Below are 16,395 nucleotides of genomic sequence, written 5' to 3' on the forward strand. Positions count from 1 at the left end.
ATGTTCTTTAAGCGTCTGTTTAACGGGTCATCAGGCCCCCTGGTTTTTTCTCATTTTGTGGATATCTCATGTTATCGAACAAGTCCTTGGCACTGGCGCTGTGCCTCACTATTACAGGTTGCGCACAAACTCCACAAAATGATGCCGAAGGTGGGCATTGGTGGTCATTTGGATCGGACAAGGCTGCGACCAAGGACGCAGTGACCCAAACCGACGCCAAGCCGGATGCCAAACCAGCTGCCGGCGCCAAGCCTGTTGAACCTGTCGCCGCTGCTGCTGCACCTGCTTCGCCCGCCAAGGCTGATACCGGCTACAGCTGGTGGCCGTTCTCCACCAAGAGTGCCGAAGAAAAAGCCGCCGATGCCAAGGCCGACCTGAAAGCCGACCTGAAGGCCGCAACCCCGACTTCGGACGCGGCACCTGTCGTCGCCAAGACCGACGCCGAACCCCGCTGGTGGTGGCCGTTCGAAAGCAAGCCAAAGCCGTTGGCCAAGGTCGACGTGACCAATGTGCCAATGCCTGACCCGAAAATCACCCAAGCCTGGCTGGACGACTACGAGCCACGCCTGCGCGAGGCCATCAAGGGCAGTTCGCTGCAACTGGAGCGTCGCGACAACGTGCTGGTCGTGATTGCCCCGGTAGACGGTTCCTACAACCCGAAGCGTCCGGCGATGCTGCTGCCGGTGACTTTGGGCCCGTTCACTCGTGTGGCCAAGGCCGTTGAGGCTGATCCCAAGACCGCCGTACTGGTTCTGGGCCACGTCGATGCCACCGGCAGCGCTCCTGCGAGCCAGGCGTTGAGCAAGGAGCGTGCGCAGTCGATTGCTTCGATCTTCAGCCTCAGTGGTTTGAAGCAGGACCGCTTGATGCTGCGTGGCATGGGCGACCTTATGCCGCGTGCCGCCAACGACAGCAACCAGGGGCGTGCGCTGAATCGTCGCATGGAAATCATGTTCACTCAGCGTACAACGATGCTTGCACTGCTGAGCCAGTACAATTCGGGCAAGACGCCACCGGTTGCTGAAATGGTTGCCGTGCAGAATGCTCCAGCCCCGGCACCAGCGGCAAAAGCACCAGCCAAGAAGGCTCCGGCCAAGAAAGCGGCCGCCAAGCCAGCGGCTAAAAAGGCCGCGGCCAAACCTGCTGCGAAGAAGCCGGCTGCAACCAAAGCCAAGGCTGCTGCACCCGCTTCGAACGACCAGGCGAAAAACTGAGCCGTTGAACCATAAGGATAAAGCCGCATGACCCAGGCACTGGCTGATATGCGCCGTGACTACACACGGGACGGTTTGAGCGAGGCCCAGGCCCCCGGCGAGCCGTTTGCGTTGTTCCACCAATGGTTTGGCGACGCGGTGAAAACCGAACAGCCGCCGGTGGAGGCCAATGCCATGACCCTGGCGACGGTCGACCAGGACGGTCGCCCGCACTGTCGCATCCTGTTGCTCAAGGGCCTGGATGCACAGGGCTTTACCTTCTTCACCAACTACCAGAGCGCCAAGGGTGAGCAACTTGCGGCGCGGCCGTTTGCGGCCATGACGTTCTTCTGGCCGACCCTGGAACGCCAGGTGCGTATTGAAGGGCGCGTGGTCAAGGTCACCCCTGAAGAGTCGGATGCCTATTACCAGATGCGCCCGTTGGGCAGCCGCCTCGGCGCCTGGGCATCCCCGCAGAGCAGGGTCATTCGTGACCGTGAAGAGCTGCACGATCTGCTCAAGGCCACCGAACAGCGTTTCAGCGATACCCAGCCCGATTGCCCCGAGCATTGGGGTGGGTACCGTTTGCTGCCCGAGCGCATCGAGTTCTGGCAGGGCCGCGCCAGCCGCCTGCATGATCGTCTCAACTATCGTGTACAAGACGCTCAATGGATCCGCGAGCGTCTGGCGCCCTGAGCGTCACCTTTCGTCATTGCGCCTGAATCATGCCCATTGCGCCGACGTCTCTATTCAGGAGACTTCGGCGCTTTTGATTGTGCGGCTACAATGATCAAGCAACTGATGGCACCGTTGCGCACCACAGTTAGGCTACCGTTGGTCGTGTTTTCTGGTGCTGGCAGTCTGTACTCAGGCTGAATGAAAGCAATTTTCTGCCCGGCTTGCCGTGACAGGCGCCAAGCCACAGCGTTTAATGAATACCTGTCCTTTGGAGTTGATGCTATGCGTAAGTCCGTTTTACTAGTTGCCTGCTTTACCACCCTGTCATTGCTGTTGGGTGGCTGCGCCTCGAGTCTGACCGGCGACTCGTACTCCCGTGATGAGGCGCGTCGCGTTCAGACCGTGCGCATGGGTACCATCGAATCCCTGCGTCCGGTGAAAATCGAAGGCACCAAGACCCCAATCGGCGGCGCTGCTGGCGCAGTCATCGGTGGTGTTGGCGGCAGCGCCATCGGTGGCGGCCGTGGCAGCATCGTCACCGCTGTAATCGGCGCGGTCGCGGGCGGCCTGCTGGGCTCGGCCACCGAAGAAGGCCTGACCCGCACCCAGGGCGTGGAAATCACCGTGCGCGAAGACGACGGCAGCATGCGCGCCTACGTACAAGCCGTGCAGGAAAATGAAATCTTCCGCATCGGTGACCGCGTACGCATCATGACCGTTGACGGTACCAGCCGCGTTACTCGCTAAGCGGTAAGTAATCGGGCAAAGAAAACCCCAACCGGGTGACCGGTTGGGGTTTTTTTATGCTGCTTTCCCAGGGGCTCAGGCTTTTTTGCGACTCGCCATCGCCGTCACCGCATACCCGATAAAGGCTGCCAGGATCGATCCGGTCAGAATCCCCATGCGGTCTTCACCGGCAAACTCGCTGGCACCCGGCACAAACGCCAGGGAGCCGACAAACAGGCTCATGGTGAAGCCGATACCGCACAGAACAGCCACGCCAAGAACCTGACCCCAGTTGGCGCCGCTGGGCAGGGACGCGATACCAGTCTTGATCGCCAGCCAAGTGAGGCCGAACACACCGATGGTCTTGCCGATCAACAGGCCGGCGGCGATGCCCATGGGCACGGAATGGGTGAAGCTCTCCAGGCTCACGCCGGTGAGGGAAACCCCGGCATTGGCGAACGCGAACAACGGCAGGATGGCGTAGGCCACCCACGGGTGCAGGGCGTGCTCCAGGGTCAGCAGCGGTGAGGTTTCGGCATTCCGGGTGCGCAGTGGAATGCAGAATGCCAGGGTCACACCGGCCAGTGTGGCATGCACACCGCTCTTGAGTACGCACACCCACAGGATCAGGCCGATGATCAGGTAAGGCCCAAGCTTGATCACGCCCAGGCGATTCATCGCAATCAAGGCAATCAAGCAAGCCCCCGCGCCCGCCAGGGACGCGCCGGACAAGTCAGCGGAATAGAACAGCGCGATGACGATGATGGCGCCGAGGTCATCAATGATTGCCAGGGTCATCAGGAACAACTTCAGCGACACCGGTACGCGCTTGCCCAGCAGTGCCAGCACGCCCAGAGCGAACGCGATATCCGTGGCCATCGGGATCGCCCAGCCGGCGAGGGCGGCCGGGTTGTCCTTGTTCAGCGCCCAGTAGATCAGCGCCGGCACCACCATGCCGCCGATGGCCGCTGCGCCGGGCAGCACAACCTGGGAAGGCTTGGAGAGGTGACCATCGAGCAGTTCGCGTTTGACCTCCAGGCCGATCAGCAGGAAAAACAGAGCCATCAGGCCGTCGTTTATCCACAGCAGTGCCGGCTTGGCGATTTTCAACGCGCCGACCTGGGCAACCACAGGTGTATCGAGAAACGCGTTGTACAGGTGCGACAACGGTGAGTTGTTGATGATCAGCGCCAAAGCGGCAGCGGCGATCAACAACAGACCACTGGCGGCTTCCAGCTGGAAGAAACGAGTAAAAGTGCTACGCAGAGGCAAGGGATGCTCTCCATTTGAGGTTCAATAGGTGGGTACCCTAACCCGTACAGTTAGTTGTTAAAACAAAAGTTATATTCTTATTTGTTATAAGAGATGAGTCGGGTTGTAGATGCGTAAAAGACTAGCAGTTGTGTGTCAAATTGAGTCGGTACTGTATCTGTGTGAGGTGTACGAAACATCTTAAGATTCAGGCTGAAAACCTTAGAGAGTCCACCATGAGCGACCACCGTACCTGGGCCCGCGAAGCCATTCGCATCATTGAAGCGGACTTCCAGCGGAGCGCCGACACCCACCTGATCCCGTTGCCGTTACCTGGGTTGCCCGGCATCGAGTTGTACTTCAAGGACGAATCCAGCCACCCCACAGGCAGCCTGAAACACCGGCTGGCTCGCTCGCTGTTTTTGTACGCGCTGTGCAATGGATGGCTCAAGCCGGGCGCCCCGGTGATCGAAGCGTCCAGCGGTTCCACAGCCATCTCTGAAGCCTACTTCGCTCGCCTGTTGGGGTTGCCGTTCATTGCCGTCATGCCGGCCACCACCTCCCAGGAAAAGATCGCCCAGATCGCCTTTTACGGTGGCAAGAGCCATCTGGTTCAGGACCCGACGCAGATCTACGCCGAATCCGAACGCCTGGCCCAGGAAAGTGGTGGTCACTTCATGGACCAGTTCACCTACGCCGAGCGTGCTACCGACTGGCGCGCAAACAACAACATTGCCGAATCGATCTTCCAGCAGATGCGCTTCGAGCAGCACCCGGAGCCCAGTTGGTTGATTTCCAGCCCCGGCACTGGCGGCACCACCGCGACACTGGGCCGCTACGTACGTTATCGCCAGCATTGCACCCGCGTGCTGTGTGCCGATGCCGAGCGCTCGGTGTTTTTCGACTTCTACCAGAGCGGCGACGCCAGCCTGCGCCTGGAGTGTGGTTCGCGAATCGAAGGGATTGGTCGCCCGCGTGTCGAGGCGTCGTTTCTGCCGGCGGTGATTGATGCGATGGTCAAGGTGCCAGACGCCTTGTCATTGGCGGCGATGCATTACCTGGCTGGGCGTTTGGGACGACGGGTCGGAGGTTCCAGCGGGACCAACCTGATCGGCGCGTTGGTAGCAGCGCACCAGATGAAAGCGGCGGGAGAATCGGGCTCGATCGTAGCGATCTTGTGTGATGGCGGCGAGCGTTATGCCACGACCTATTACGATCAGGCGTGGTTGGCGGGGCAGGGGTATGAGCTGGAGAGCTTGATCGCGGCGGTGGCTGCGAGTGTCGAGCAGGGCGAGTCGCTGCCCGAAACGATCCTGCGCGCCAATATCTGACCCGGCGCAAATCAAAATGTGGGAGGGGGCTTGCTCCCGATTGCGGTGTGTCAGTCAAAAATACTGTGACTGAACCACTGCTATCGGGAGCAAGCCCCTCCCACATTTTTCACTACAGTGTTCTCAGGCTTCGATGCCCAACATATCCCGCGCCAACGCCTCGGCAATCCGAATCCCGTCGACACCTGCCGACAGAATCCCACCGGCGTAACCCGCGCCTTCCCCGGCCGGGAACAGGCCTTTGACGTTTAGGCTCTGCATCGACTCATCGCGGGTAATGCGCAAGGGTGACGAAGTGCGAGTCTCGATGCCGGTCAACACTGCATCGTGCAGCGAATAGCCTTTGATCTGCTTTTCGAACGCCGGCAACGCTTCGCGGATGGCTTCGATGGCAAAGTCCGGCAAGGCCAGGGCCAGGTCGCCCATTGACACGCCGGGCTTGTAGGACGGCTCCACACTGCCGATGGCAGTGGACGGTTTGCCGGCGATAAAGTCCCCCACCAGTTGCGCCGGTGCCTCGTAGTTGCTGCCGCCGAGGATATAGGCGTGGGACTCCAGGCGCTCCTGCAATTCGATACCGGCCAGCGGGCCGCCCGGGTAATCCACCTCGGGGGTGATGCCGACCACGATGCCGGAGTTGGCGTTGCGTTCATTACGCGAATACTGACTCATGCCGTTTGTCACGACGCGGTTCGGTTCTGAGGTCGCAGCCACCACGGTACCGCCAGGGCACATGCAGAAACTGTAGACCGAGCGACCATTCTTGGCGTGGTGCACCAGCTTGTAGTCCGCTGCGCCCAGTTTCGGATGGCCTGCGTATTTGCCCAGGCGTGCGGCGTCGATCAGCGACTGCGGGTGTTCGATACGGAAACCCACCGAGAACGGCTTGGCTTCCATGTACACGCCGCGATCATGGAGCATACGGAAGGTGTCACGGGCACTGTGGCCCAGGGCAAGAATCACGTGCCTGGAAAGGATCTGCTCGCCGCCGTCGATGACCACGCCGTTCAACTGTCCGTCTTCGATCAACACATCCGTGACCCGTTGTTCAAAGCGCACTTCACCGCCCAGGGCGATGATTTGCTCGCGCATGTTCTCTACCACGCCGGTCAGGCGGAAAGTGCCGATATGCGGCTTGCTGACATAGAGGATCTCTTCCGGTGCACCGGCCTTGACGAACTCGTGCAGCACTTTGCGGCCGTGGAATTTCGGGTCCTTGATCTGGCTGTACAGCTTGCCGTCGGAGAAGGTCCCGGCACCGCCTTCACCGAACTGCACGTTGGACTCGGGGTTGAGCACGCTTTTACGCCATAGGCCCCAGGTGTCCTTGGTGCGTTGGCGCACTTCCTTGCCGCGTTCGAGGATGATCGGCTTGAAGCCCATCTGCGCCAGCAGCAGCCCGGCGAAGATCCCGCAGGGGCCAAAACCCACCACGATCGGCCGTTCAACCAAGCCTGCCGGCGCCTGGCCCACGAGCTTGTAGCTGACATCCGGCGCGGGATTGACGTTGCGGTCATCGGCAAACTTGAGCAGCAGGGCGGCTTCGCCCTTGACGTTCAGGTCGACGGTGTAGATGAAGCACAGCTCCGACGACTTTTTACGGGCGTCGTAGCTGCGTTTGAACAGGGTGAAATCGAGCAGGTCATCACTGGCGATGCCCAGGCGCTGCACGATGGCAGGCCGCAGGTCTTCTTCGGGATGGTCGATGGGCAGCTTGAGTTCGGTGATTCGTAACATGACAGGATCCGGTAGGCGGCGGGCAAGGAGGCCGGCTGTTTTGCAAACCGGCGATTATAAGCCCCAAAGGTGGTTTTCCGTCAGGTTAAAACAGCCCAAGGCACAATCAGTCGTCCCGGGAGCCGCCAAACGCCGCGCAGCCACGCTGCACCTGGCCGTTCACCCGCAACTCGGCGCTCATGTGTTGCAGGCTGCCGCTCACGCTGTCGACGCAGCGCTGGGGCGCCACCCACAGTTCGATGTGCTGGTTATTGGCTTCGGTCATCAGGTTGAAGCGCCCATCGCCCAGTTGTTCTTCGACGTAGGGCACCGCCAGCGGTGGCTGGCCTTCGCGTTCCAGCACCATGCCCTTGGCTGTGACATTCATTGCCCAGGCCGGCTTATGGCCGTTGGCGCGCAGGATCATGCGCTTGAAGTCCGGATCGTCGCAGGCTGAGGTCGAGCGCTCTACGCGATAGAGTTGTTGCAGGTCGAGCGAACCCTGGGTGCCGCTGGCAACCCCGGAAAACTTGCCGCGCAGGTCGGCAAACAACGCGCCTTGCTGGCCGGCCAGGGACGCGGCTTCCTGCAGGATGCTGGTGCCGCCGGTGTCGTTGACCACATAGTTGCGTTTGTCGCCGCACGGTTGGAACAACAATTTGCCCTCCACAGCGGTCAACTCACCCTGCATACGGGTCAGCCCGGCAGTAGACGGTTTGGCCGGCTCGCTCTCGAACATCTGGCAAGCGGTGAACAGGGGCAGCAGGGCAAGCAGTGCAAGAGTACGAGCGGCGCGCATTGATCGGGTCTCCAAAACAAGTGCCGCCACGTTACGCAGCCTCGCGTCGCACCACAAGTCTGTAAACAGCTCGAAACCAATACCTGCGGCATACGTCAGCCTTTAAGCCTTTACTGATGCAAGGACGGGGGGCGGTATGCAAGGGTTGATGACTTTGCCTGGGAGCGTTGCGATGACAAATAAATGGAGCGCATATGGACTGCTGTTTGCCAGCGTTTCGGTGTTTGCTGAGGACGCCGCGAGGTTGGAGTATTGGTCGGCTAATGACTTCACCGAGATCTCGCTTGAACTCAAGAGTATCCACAATCTGAATGCGGATACCGTATCGGCCAGCATTACGTTAAGCGAAGAGGCCAAGGCGCGTACCACAGCCATTACCACGCTGACCTACGGAAAGCAGATGACGCTTTATATCGATGGTCGCCGTTTATACACCAGCCACGTTCAAGGGATTATGGGGGGCAGCTTCAGAGTAGCCGTGCCCAAAGACTTGGCTGCGGAATGGGCAACTCGGTACCTGCACTAAAGGTGGCAGGTACCGAGAACCTTCTTTGGCAGGTCAGCCCACGATAAAGGTCTGCCCTGTCTGCAAGCCCTCGACACTCTTCGCGTAGGCCAACGCCACATCTGCACCAGGCACCGGTTTGTACCCACGAAAGTATGGAGCGTAGCTGCCCATGGCTTCCAGCAGCACTGTCGGGCTCACCGAATTGACACGCAAGCCCCGTGGCAACTCGATCGCCGCGGCTTTGACAAAGGCATCCAGCGCGCCGTTGACCAGCGCGGCCGAGGCACCGGTACGGATCGGGTCGCGGTTGAGAATGCCGCTGGTGAACGTAAACGAGGCACCGTCATTGGCGTATTCGCGTCCGATCAGCAGCAGGTTGACCTGGCCCATCAGCTTGTCACGCAGGCCCAGTTCGAAATCGCTGTCGCTCATCTCTCCCAGTGCCACGAAGTTCACACTGCCTGCGGCGCAGATCAGAGCGTCGAACTTGCCGGTCTGCTCGAACAGCCTGCGTATCGAGGCGCTATCGCTGATGTCCACCTGGAAGTCGCCGCTGGTACGGCCGATGCTGATCACTTCGTGGCGTTGCGCCAACTCTGCCTTGACCGCTGAACCTATGGTGCCGCTGGCACCAATCAATAGGATTTTCATCGTGCTGTTCCTCCAGGGGGTTAACTGAAGGTCCAGTCTAGTGTGGCTTTTCAGGCGAATAAACGCGCTAATAGGCAACCTTTGGTTTTCAAATGGAAACAATCCATGAGCGAAATGGATGATCTGGCAGCCTTTGCTGTGCTGATCGAAGCGGGCAGTTTCACCGTGGCGGCCGAACAGCTGGGCTGCAGCAAAGGGCAGTTGTCCAAGCGCATCAGCCAGTTGGAAGCGCAGTTTGCCGTGGTGCTGTTGCACCGCACCACCCGCAAGCTCAGCCTCACCGCGGCCGGCGCGGCGTTGCTGCCCCAGGCACAAGCGCTGGTGGTACAGGTAGAACGCGCGCGGCAGGCGTTGGCGCGGCTCAAGGATGATTTGGCCGGCCCTGTGCGTATGACCGTGCCGGTGTCGCTGGGCGAAACCTTCTTCGATGGCTTGTTGCTGGAGTTTTCCCGGCAATATCCGCAGGTGCAGATCGAGCTGGAGCTTAACAACAGCTACCGAGACTTGGCGCGCGATGGCTTTGACTTGGGCGTGCGCGCGGCTGCCATCGAAAATGAACGCCTGGTCGCCAAGCCTTTACTGGCCTGGCACGAGGTGACCTGCGCCAGCCCGGCGTATCTGGAGCAGCATGGGGAACCGCTGACCCCGGCGGACCTGTCGACGCACAGCTGCTTGCTCAACAGTCACTACAGCGGTCGTGAGGAGTGGTTGTATCACCAGCAGCATGAATTACTGCGAGTGCGGGTGAGCGGCACGTTTGCCTCCAACCATTACAACCTGCTGAAAAAAGCCGCCCTGGTGGGCGCCGGTATCGCCCGCCTGCCGTCCTACGTGTTGCCGACGGAGTTGGCCGAGGGGCGATTGCGCTGGATCCTGCGCGACTATCAGACACGCCGAATGCCGATGTACCTGGTTCATCCCTACCAGGGTGGCCTGCCGAGACGCACCCAGGTGCTGGTCGATTACCTGGTGGATTGGTTCCGGCGCAGCGGCGAGGCGCTGGATCGGCTTTAACGCAAGCGACGGGCCATCAGGTGGTCGATGGACAAGCGGCCTGGCCCCTTGGCGAGCAACAGCAACAACAGCGCGAGCCAGGTGCCGTGCGTGGGGTAGGCGTCAGGGTAGACGAACAACTGAATGGTCAAGGTCATGCCGATCAGGGCCAGGGCCGAGAAGCGTGTGGCAAACCCCAGCAGGATCAATACCGGGAAAAAGTGCTCGGCAAAGGTTGCCAGGTACGCGGCCACCTCCGGCGGCACCAGGGGCAACTGATATTCGCTGCGAAACAACCAGAGTGTCGAGGCGGCGAGCTTGGGTTCACCGACTTGGAATGTGCCGCTGATCACGTCAATGGCAAAGCCTTCGACCTTGGTCTGCCCGGATTTCCAGAACACTGCGGCAATGGAGAAGCGCGCAATAAACGCGATCAGGCTGTAGGGGATTTTTTCAAACAGTGCGACGGTTCGCTTTATCAGGCACGGAGCGGGAGTGTTCATGGCGATACCTTGGGTGGCAGATGCAAATGAGTAATGGCGTCGTGGCTGATCAGCAGCGTGAGACATTGGTGCAAGTCGAATTCGGCTGAGGCTTCAAGGGCGTCAGCGATGGCCAACTCCAGCCCGGCGCCTTGGTTGAGGCGGTTGATAAACGTCACCGAGCCGCTGTCGATGGCGAACACCTTGACCGCCAACCCGTGGCGCAGGACCAGCGCGCCTTGGGCGTACCATGGGTTCAAGGTGGCGATAACCCCGTCGGTCTGGTGCGCAGCCCAAACCGACACGATCGCGTAGGGAGATTCCAATGTTTCGAGGGATGGATGCAGTCGCACCCGCAATTGCCCCAGCTGCGCGCAGCCTTGCAGTTGCTGGAGCACGCTGTGCTGATCCAGTGCCTGGCGATCCGACGCGTGATAAGCCCGAACCCGCAGGCGCTCCAGCCGAGCGATATCTGCCAGGTATGGCACGCTTGAGGCCGGTTCGAAGCGCTGGATAAACGCTGCCAACGTGCTGCCGTATTCGCTGATCAAAGGGCTGGTGGGCGGGTGAGCCTGGACATACAGGCTGGCCATGGCGTGGAAAAACTCATCGCCAACCAGTTGCCGCGTCACCGGATAGGCGGCGACGAGCGCATTTATCAACGCGCTGTGGACATTATTGCGATACACCGCGAAGCGACTCGCCGGGTCGGCCCCGTTGCTGCTGAACACCTCCTCGGGGCAGGTTGCGTCCGGCGTCAGCAGCGCGTGGGCGAATGCCTGTTGAAGGCTCATCGGGTCACCTGCGACAAATAGCTTTCAGCCTGCCGGGCTTCGGCCTGCAATACGCTGAAGGGCGGCACCTGGTTATCCCGCTCGATCAACGTGGCTACCGGGCCGGTCCGCGCCAGCACGTGCTCGTACAGTTGCCACACGGCGTTATCGATAGGCGCGCCGTGGTCATCGATCAGCAGGCGGTCGCCCAGGCTGTCTGTGTCTTCGGCAAAGCCGGCCAGATGAATCTCCCCCACTGCGTGCAAGGGCAGGGCGTCGATGTAGGCCGATGGATCGCGCTGGTGATTGATGCAGGATACGTAGACGTTGTTGACGTCGAGCAGCAGGCCGCAACCGGTACGGCGGATGACCTCGCTGATGAAGTCGGTTTCATCCAGGGTAGAGCGCTGGAACTGCAGGTAGGTCGAGGGATTCTCCAGCAGCATCGGCCGCTTGAGTGTGCTCTGCACCTGGTCAACATGTGCGCACACTCGGCTCAGGGTGGTGGCGTCGTAAGCCAGCGGCAGCAAGTCGTTGAGAAACACCGGGCCGTGGCTGGACCAGGCCAGGTGTTCGGAAAAAGACTGGGGTTGATAGCGCTCGATCAACGTCGCCAAGCGTGCCAGGTGTTCGCGATCCAGGGCACCTTCGCCGCCGATGGACAGGCCCACGCCGTGCAACGACAGCGGGTACTGCTCACGGATCAATCCCAGGTAGTGATGAAACGGGCCACCGGCCACCATGTAGTTTTCGGCGTGTACTTCAAAAAAACCGATATCGGGGCCGGTCTCAAGCACTTGGGTAAAGTGCTCGGTCTTCAACCCCAGCCCGGCCCGCAAGGGCAGGCCGGGCACCTGAGTCGGTGAGACCGTGTAAGGGGATGTAGGCGTCATCATCAGTACTCAGGCTGCACAAGGTTTCAGGATTTGGCAGTGAATTCGGTTTCCTGGCCGAAGCCGGTCGGCGAGGTGGTGCTTGGGGTCTTGGTGCAGGTACCGGCGGGGACCAGCTTCCAGGCATTGGCCTGGTCCTTGGTTTTGGATGTGCCGGCGCAAGAGGTGCCGGCGCCTGCGGCGCAATCGTTCTTGCCGGCTTCAGCCACGCCGAAGCATTTCTGCATGTCATCGGCTGCGTGGGCAGTGGTGCTCAGGGCGGACAGGCTCAGGGCCGAACCCAGGGCGAGGACGAGGGTGGCGGCGGACAGTTTGGTGGTCATGGTGTGTCTCCAGCAGTGGTTGAATGCGCAGGCTTGATTGCCTGCTTGCACCACTAGAGGGAGGGGGATTGAGTTCGTTACAAGATCAGTCGAAAAAACTTCAAATTTATGCAAAACAAAATGTGGGAGGGGGCTTGCTCCCGATGACAGTGTGTCAGGCACAGGACATGTGACTGATATACCGTTATCGGGGGCAAGCCCCCTCCCACATTTAGATCCAGTTTACTCAGTAACCGGGTCTTAACCTCCCAGATATGCCTCGCGCACTTTCGGATCGGTCAGCAGTTGCTCGCCAGTGCCCTGCATCACCACCCGGCCGTTTTCCAGCACGTAGGCCCGGTCAGCGATTTTCAATGCCTGGTTGGCGTTTTGCTCCACCAAAAACACCGTCACCCCATCTTTGCGCAGCTGTTCGATGATATCGAAGATCTGCTGGATGATGATCGGTGCCAGGCCCAGGGAGGGCTCGTCCAGCAGCAACAGCTTGGGCTTGCTCATCAGCGCCCGGCCGATGGCGAGCATTTGCTGCTCGCCGCCCGACATGGTGCCGCCGCGCTGGCTGAAGCGTTCCTTGAGGCGGGGGAACAGGTGCAGCACCTTGTCCATCTGTTCCTGGTAGTCGCCCTTGTCGGTAAAGAACCCGCCCATGGCCAGGTTCTCTTCCACAGTCAGGCGCGAGAACACGCGGCGGCCTTCCGGTACCACGGCAATGCTCTTGCGCATGATTTCGGCGCAGTGCCTGCCCACCAGCTCTTCACCCATGTAGCGGATGCTGCCGCTGTAGGCTTGCGGCGAACCGCACAGGGTCATCAGCAAGGTCGATTTGCCGGCACCGTTGGCGCCGATCAGGGTGACGATCTCACCCTGGCGCACTTCGACATTGACGTCGTGCAGGGCCTGGATCTTGCCGTAGAACGTGGAAACGTTTTCGAACTGCAACATTTTACGCTTCCCCCAGATAGGCTTTGATCACTTCAGGATTGTCGCGGATCTGCTCCGGCGTGCCGTCGGCCAGCGGCGTGCCCTGGTTGATCACCACAATATGGTCGGAAATGCTCATGACCAGTTTCATGTCGTGTTCGATCAACAGCACCGTGGCGTTGTTTTCCTCACGCAGCACGCTGATCAGCGCCTTGAGGTCTTCGGTTTCCTTGGGGTTCAGGCCCGCGGCAGGTTCGTCGAGCATGAGGATCCGCGGGCGGGTCATCATGCAACGGGCGATTTCCAGGCGACGCTGCTGGCCGTAGGCGAGGGTGCCTGCCGGGCGGTTGGCAAACTCGGTCAGGTTGACCTTGTCCAGCCAGTACGCCGCGTATTCCATGGCCTCGCGCTCGCTCTTGCGGAACGCTGGGGTCTTGAACAGGCCAGCGAAGAAGTTGGTGTTCAAGTGACGATGCTGGGCGATCAACAGATTCTCGACTGCGGTCATGTCCTTGAACAACCGCACGTTCTGGAAGGTACGCACCACGCCCTTGCGAGCGATCTCGTGACCCGCCAGGCCCTGGATCGGTTGGCCGTCCAGCAGGATGCTGCCGCCGCTCGGCTTGTAGAAGCCGGTGAGGCAGTTGAACACCGTGGTCTTGCCGGCACCGTTGGGGCCGATCAGCGCCACGACCTGTTTCTCTTTCACGGTCAGGGCCACGCCATTGACCGCCAGCAAGCCGCCGAAGCGCATGCTCAGGTTTTCAACTTTCAGGATCTCGCGGCTCATTTGCGCAGCTCCATGTGTGGACGTTGCATGGGCAGCAGGCCTTGAGGGCGCCAGATCATCATCAGCACCATCATGGCGCCGAACATCAACATGCGGTATTCGCTGAACTCACGCATCATTTCCGGCAGCAGGATCATCACGATCGCCGCCAGGATCACGCCCAGTTGCGAGCCCATGCCACCCAATACCACGATGGCGAGAATGATCGCCGACTCGATAAAGGTGAACGACTCCGGGGTAACCAGGCCCTGGCGCGCAGCGAAGAAGCTGCCGGCGAAACCGGCGAACGCGGCGCCCAGGGTGAACGCGGAAAGCTTGATGATGGTCGGGTTCAGGCCCAGGGCACGGCAGGCGATTTCATCTTCGCGCAACGCTTCCCACGCACGGCCGATGGGCATGCGCAGCAAACGGTTGATCACGAACAGTGCCGCCAACGCCAATAGCAGCGCCACCAGGTACAGGAACACCACTTTGCTGACCGGGTTGTAGGCGATCCCGAAGTACTCGTGGAAGGTCTGCATACCTTCAGCGGCGGTGCGGTCGAACGACAGCCCGAAGAACGTTGGCTTGGGAATGCTGCTGATACCGTTGGGCCCACCGGTGATATCGGTGAGGTTACGCAGGAACAGGCGGATGATCTCACCGAAGCCCAGGGTCACGATGGCCAGGTAGTCACCGCGCAGGCGCAGCACCGGGAAGCCCAGCAGGAAGCCGAACGTAGCGGCCGCCATGCCGGCCAGCGGCAGGCAGATCCAGAAGCTCCAACCCAGGTAGTGCGAGAGCAGCGCGTAGGTGTAGGCACCCACGGCGTAAAAGCCCACGTAACCAAGGTCGAGCAGGCCGGCCAGGCCCACCACGATGTTCAGGCCCAGGCCCAGCAACACGTAGATCAGGATCAGCGTCGCAATGTCGACCGCACCGCGTGAGCCGAAGAACGGCCAGATCAGCGCGGCGATAATCAGGCCGATGATGATGTAGCGCTGGGTGCGCGGCAGGGTCAGGAATTGGCTGACCTTGGGCGACACCAACGGAGCACGGTTGCCCTTGAACAAGGCACCGACCTGCTGGGTGAACAGCACGCGCAGAAACATCAGCACCGAACACAAGGCGATGACGGTCAGGGTCACGGGCCCGGTGCCATGCACTTCCAGGTTGATGCCGACAATGCTCAGCTTGAGGCCGAGTACCGGGAAGGCCACGGCCCATACCAGCAAGGCGCTGAAAAACGCCGATTTAAGATATCTGCTCATACTTTCTCAACCTCCGGACGGCCCAGGATGCCGGTCGGACGGAACAACAGCACCAGAACCAACAGGCCGAACGCTACGACGTCCTTGTACTGGTCGCCGAAGATATCGGCGCCAAAGGCTTCGGCCACACCCAGCACCAGCCCGCCGAGCATGGCGCCCGGAATGCTGCCGATGCCGCCCAATACCGCTGCGGTAAAGGCCTTGAGGCCCACCAGGAAACCGGCGTTGGGGTTGATCACGCCGTATTGCATGCTCAGCAACACGGCCGCCACGGCCGCCAGCGCAGCACCAATGACGAAGGTCAGGGCGATGATGTTGTTGGTGTTGATGCCCAGCAGGTTGGCCATCTTGATGTCTTCGGCGCAGGCCCGGCAGGCGCGCCCCAGACGGGAGCGGGAAATGAACAGTGTCAGGCCCAGCATGGCCACCAGGGTTACCACGAAAACCAGAATCTGCATGTACGAAATCAGCACTTCTTGTGCACCACCTGGGCCGAAGGAGATGCTCCCCGGGATCAGGTTGGGAATGGACTTGTCCTTGGAGTCCTGGGACAGCAATACGGTGTTCTGCAGGAAAATCGACATGCCGATGGCGGAAATCAGCGGGATCAAACGGTTGCTGCCACGCAAGGGACGGTAGGCAACCCGCTCGATACTGTAGCCATAGGCACTGGTCACGATGATCGATGCCAGGAACGCAGCGGTCATCAACAGCGGCAGGGAGTGGATCCCCATCATGGCCAGCCCGGCAAGGGCGATGAAGGCCACATAGGAACCAATCATGTATACCTCGCCATGGGCGAAGTTGATCATTCCAATGATGCCGTAAACCATTGTGTAGCCAATGGCTATCAAGGCATAGGTGCTGCCAATGGTCAGGCCATTAACCAGCTGTTGGAAAAAATGATAGATCTCAGGCATTACAGCGCTCCTAAAAACCCGATACGCATTTCACTGGTGGAGTCATTTCCGGCTCGGTGCCCTGTTCTGTGACCAGGTTGCACGAAGCGTTTGCCAGCGAACCGCTGGTGACGGTTTTAAGATTTTCAGGTGAGCCAGCGCCCGGATCGCGGGTGACATGGCCCATAAACCTCGTAAAACAAAGCCCACTGCTTGCA

General features: G+C 60.3%; 18 protein-coding genes. 6 read left to right on the top strand and 12 right to left on the bottom strand.

From position 1 onward, the window contains the following. Positions 1-68: 68 nt before the first annotated feature. The 3 genes from E3O56_RS09460 to E3O56_RS09470 all read left to right on the top strand — a co-directional run bounded on the left by E3O56_RS09460 (position 69) and on the right by E3O56_RS09470 (position 2,618). On the top strand, positions 69-1,214 hold the full coding sequence (locus E3O56_RS09460; RefSeq protein WP_005785808.1) for an OmpA family protein: 1,146 nt from the start codon (positions 69-71) through the stop codon (positions 1,212-1,214). Positions 1,215-1,241: 27 nt separating this feature from the next. Next, positions 1,242-1,889 (top strand): pyridoxamine 5'-phosphate oxidase, encoded by a 648-nt coding sequence (gene pdxH / locus E3O56_RS09465; protein ID WP_148852411.1) that lies wholly within the window; start codon positions 1,242-1,244, stop codon positions 1,887-1,889. A 264-nt stretch (positions 1,890-2,153) separates the two neighbouring features. Next, positions 2,154-2,618: a glycine zipper 2TM domain-containing protein gene (locus E3O56_RS09470; RefSeq protein ID WP_003189251.1), complete on the top strand. Its 465-nt coding sequence runs from the start codon at positions 2,154-2,156 to the stop codon at positions 2,616-2,618. A gap of 75 nt (positions 2,619-2,693) precedes the next feature. On the opposite strand, the gene nhaA is transcribed toward E3O56_RS09470, so the two are convergent. Beyond that, positions 2,694-3,869, bottom strand: coding sequence for a Na+/H+ antiporter NhaA (gene nhaA / locus E3O56_RS09475; RefSeq protein ID WP_005785813.1), 1,176 nt, complete (start codon positions 3,867-3,869; stop codon positions 2,694-2,696). 215 nt (positions 3,870-4,084) lie between these two features. Here nhaA and E3O56_RS09480 point away from each other — a divergent pair, with 215 nt between their 5' ends. Continuing rightward, positions 4,085-5,179 (top strand): PLP-dependent cysteine synthase family protein, encoded by a 1,095-nt coding sequence (locus tag E3O56_RS09480; RefSeq protein WP_032877343.1) that lies wholly within the window; start codon positions 4,085-4,087, stop codon positions 5,177-5,179. A gap of 123 nt (positions 5,180-5,302) precedes the next feature. On the opposite strand, the gene E3O56_RS09485 is transcribed toward E3O56_RS09480, so the two are convergent. Then, positions 5,303-6,916, bottom strand: a complete 1,614-nt coding sequence (locus tag E3O56_RS09485; RefSeq protein WP_248128126.1) for an NAD(P)/FAD-dependent oxidoreductase — start codon at positions 6,914-6,916, stop codon at positions 5,303-5,305. A gap of 106 nt (positions 6,917-7,022) precedes the next feature. After that, complete coding sequence (locus E3O56_RS09490; protein ID WP_005785817.1) at positions 7,023-7,694, bottom strand: hypothetical protein; 672 nt, start codon at positions 7,692-7,694, stop codon at positions 7,023-7,025. A 136-nt stretch (positions 7,695-7,830) separates the two neighbouring features. Between E3O56_RS09490 and E3O56_RS09495 the strand changes: the two genes are divergently transcribed. Further along, positions 7,831-8,220, top strand: coding sequence for a hypothetical protein (locus tag E3O56_RS09495; RefSeq protein ID WP_248128127.1), 390 nt, complete (start codon positions 7,831-7,833; stop codon positions 8,218-8,220). Between the two features lie 33 nt (positions 8,221-8,253). Here E3O56_RS09495 and E3O56_RS09500 read toward each other — a convergent pair whose 3' ends face one another. Beyond that, positions 8,254-8,853: a short chain dehydrogenase gene (locus tag E3O56_RS09500; RefSeq protein ID WP_122735386.1), complete on the bottom strand. Its 600-nt coding sequence runs from the start codon at positions 8,851-8,853 to the stop codon at positions 8,254-8,256. A 105-nt stretch (positions 8,854-8,958) separates the two neighbouring features. On the opposite strand from E3O56_RS09500, the gene E3O56_RS09505 reads away from it, so the two are divergent. Then, positions 8,959-9,867, top strand: coding sequence for a LysR family transcriptional regulator (locus tag E3O56_RS09505; protein ID WP_248128128.1), 909 nt, complete (start codon positions 8,959-8,961; stop codon positions 9,865-9,867). Here the strand turns inward: E3O56_RS09505 and E3O56_RS09510 are convergent. The 8 genes from E3O56_RS09510 to livH form a co-directional block, all read right to left on the bottom strand. After that, positions 9,864-10,349: a DoxX family protein gene (locus E3O56_RS09510; protein WP_103733465.1), complete on the bottom strand. Its 486-nt coding sequence runs from the start codon at positions 10,347-10,349 to the stop codon at positions 9,864-9,866. The two genes, E3O56_RS09505 and E3O56_RS09510, sit on opposite strands and share 4 nt — an antisense overlap. Next, positions 10,346-11,122: a DNA-binding domain-containing protein gene (locus E3O56_RS09515; protein WP_248128129.1), complete on the bottom strand. Its 777-nt coding sequence runs from the start codon at positions 11,120-11,122 to the stop codon at positions 10,346-10,348. The genes E3O56_RS09510 and E3O56_RS09515 overlap by 4 nt, the downstream gene beginning before the upstream one ends. Further along, entirely contained in the window at positions 11,119-11,997 is an 879-nt protein-coding gene (locus E3O56_RS09520) for a DUF692 domain-containing protein (protein ID WP_248128130.1), read from the bottom strand. The genes E3O56_RS09515 and E3O56_RS09520 overlap by 4 nt, the downstream gene beginning before the upstream one ends. A 23-nt stretch (positions 11,998-12,020) precedes the next feature. After that, the gene (locus tag E3O56_RS09525; RefSeq protein WP_032877335.1) at positions 12,021-12,317 is read right to left on the bottom strand and encodes a DUF2282 domain-containing protein; all 297 of its coding nucleotides are present in this window, start codon (positions 12,315-12,317) and stop codon (positions 12,021-12,023) included. 240 nt (positions 12,318-12,557) lie between these two features. Beyond that, entirely contained in the window at positions 12,558-13,259 is a 702-nt protein-coding gene (locus E3O56_RS09530) for an ABC transporter ATP-binding protein (protein WP_005785830.1), read from the bottom strand. 1 nt (position 13,260) lies between these two features. After that, positions 13,261-14,028, bottom strand: a complete 768-nt coding sequence (gene livG / locus E3O56_RS09535; protein ID WP_005785832.1) for a high-affinity branched-chain amino acid ABC transporter ATP-binding protein LivG — start codon at positions 14,026-14,028, stop codon at positions 13,261-13,263. After that, positions 14,025-15,278: a high-affinity branched-chain amino acid ABC transporter permease LivM gene (locus E3O56_RS09540; RefSeq protein ID WP_032877334.1), complete on the bottom strand. Its 1,254-nt coding sequence runs from the start codon at positions 15,276-15,278 to the stop codon at positions 14,025-14,027. Before E3O56_RS09540 ends, livG begins: the two co-directional genes overlap by 4 nt. Further along, positions 15,275-16,198 carry a high-affinity branched-chain amino acid ABC transporter permease LivH gene (gene livH / locus E3O56_RS09545; RefSeq protein ID WP_003193535.1) on the bottom strand — a complete coding sequence of 308 codons (924 nt, stop codon included), beginning with the start codon at positions 16,196-16,198 and terminating at the stop codon, positions 15,275-15,277. The genes E3O56_RS09540 and livH overlap by 4 nt, the downstream gene beginning before the upstream one ends. Positions 16,199-16,395 lie beyond the last annotated feature (197 nt).

The sequence above is a fragment of the Pseudomonas sp. W2Aug9 genome (assembly GCF_023127755.1).
GTDB classification, from domain to species: Bacteria; Pseudomonadota; Gammaproteobacteria; order Pseudomonadales; family Pseudomonadaceae; genus Aquipseudomonas; species Aquipseudomonas synxantha_A.

Excerpts from the sequence above, each read along its gene's own strand:
- E3O56_RS09460 (WP_005785808.1), top strand. The coding sequence starts at position 69 with ATGTTATCGAACAAGTCCTTGGCACTGGCGCTGTGCCTCACTATTACA.
- pdxH (WP_148852411.1), top strand. The coding sequence starts at position 1,242 with ATGACCCAGGCACTGGCTGATATGCGCCGTGACTACACACGGGACGGT.
- E3O56_RS09470 (WP_003189251.1), top strand. The coding sequence starts at position 2,154 with ATGCGTAAGTCCGTTTTACTAGTTGCCTGCTTTACCACCCTGTCATTG.
- E3O56_RS09480 (WP_032877343.1), top strand. The coding sequence starts at position 4,085 with ATGAGCGACCACCGTACCTGGGCCCGCGAAGCCATTCGCATCATTGAA.
- E3O56_RS09485 (WP_248128126.1), bottom strand. The coding sequence starts at position 6,916 with ATGTTACGAATCACCGAACTCAAGCTGCCCATCGACCATCCCGAAGAA.
- E3O56_RS09490 (WP_005785817.1), bottom strand. The coding sequence starts at position 7,694 with ATGCGCGCCGCTCGTACTCTTGCACTGCTTGCCCTGCTGCCCCTGTTC.
- E3O56_RS09495 (WP_248128127.1), top strand. The coding sequence starts at position 7,831 with ATGCAAGGGTTGATGACTTTGCCTGGGAGCGTTGCGATGACAAATAAA.
- E3O56_RS09500 (WP_122735386.1), bottom strand. The coding sequence starts at position 8,853 with ATGAAAATCCTATTGATTGGTGCCAGCGGCACCATAGGTTCAGCGGTC.
- E3O56_RS09505 (WP_248128128.1), top strand. The coding sequence starts at position 8,959 with ATGAGCGAAATGGATGATCTGGCAGCCTTTGCTGTGCTGATCGAAGCG.
- E3O56_RS09510 (WP_103733465.1), bottom strand. The coding sequence starts at position 10,349 with ATGAACACTCCCGCTCCGTGCCTGATAAAGCGAACCGTCGCACTGTTT.
- E3O56_RS09515 (WP_248128129.1), bottom strand. The coding sequence starts at position 11,122 with ATGAGCCTTCAACAGGCATTCGCCCACGCGCTGCTGACGCCGGACGCA.
- E3O56_RS09520 (WP_248128130.1), bottom strand. The coding sequence starts at position 11,997 with ATGATGACGCCTACATCCCCTTACACGGTCTCACCGACTCAGGTGCCC.
- E3O56_RS09525 (WP_032877335.1), bottom strand. The coding sequence starts at position 12,317 with ATGACCACCAAACTGTCCGCCGCCACCCTCGTCCTCGCCCTGGGTTCG.
- E3O56_RS09530 (WP_005785830.1), bottom strand. The coding sequence starts at position 13,259 with ATGTTGCAGTTCGAAAACGTTTCCACGTTCTACGGCAAGATCCAGGCC.
- livG (WP_005785832.1), bottom strand. The coding sequence starts at position 14,028 with ATGAGCCGCGAGATCCTGAAAGTTGAAAACCTGAGCATGCGCTTCGGC.
- E3O56_RS09540 (WP_032877334.1), bottom strand. The coding sequence starts at position 15,278 with ATGAGCAGATATCTTAAATCGGCGTTTTTCAGCGCCTTGCTGGTATGG.
- livH (WP_003193535.1), bottom strand. The coding sequence starts at position 16,198 with ATGCCTGAGATCTATCATTTTTTCCAACAGCTGGTTAATGGCCTGACC.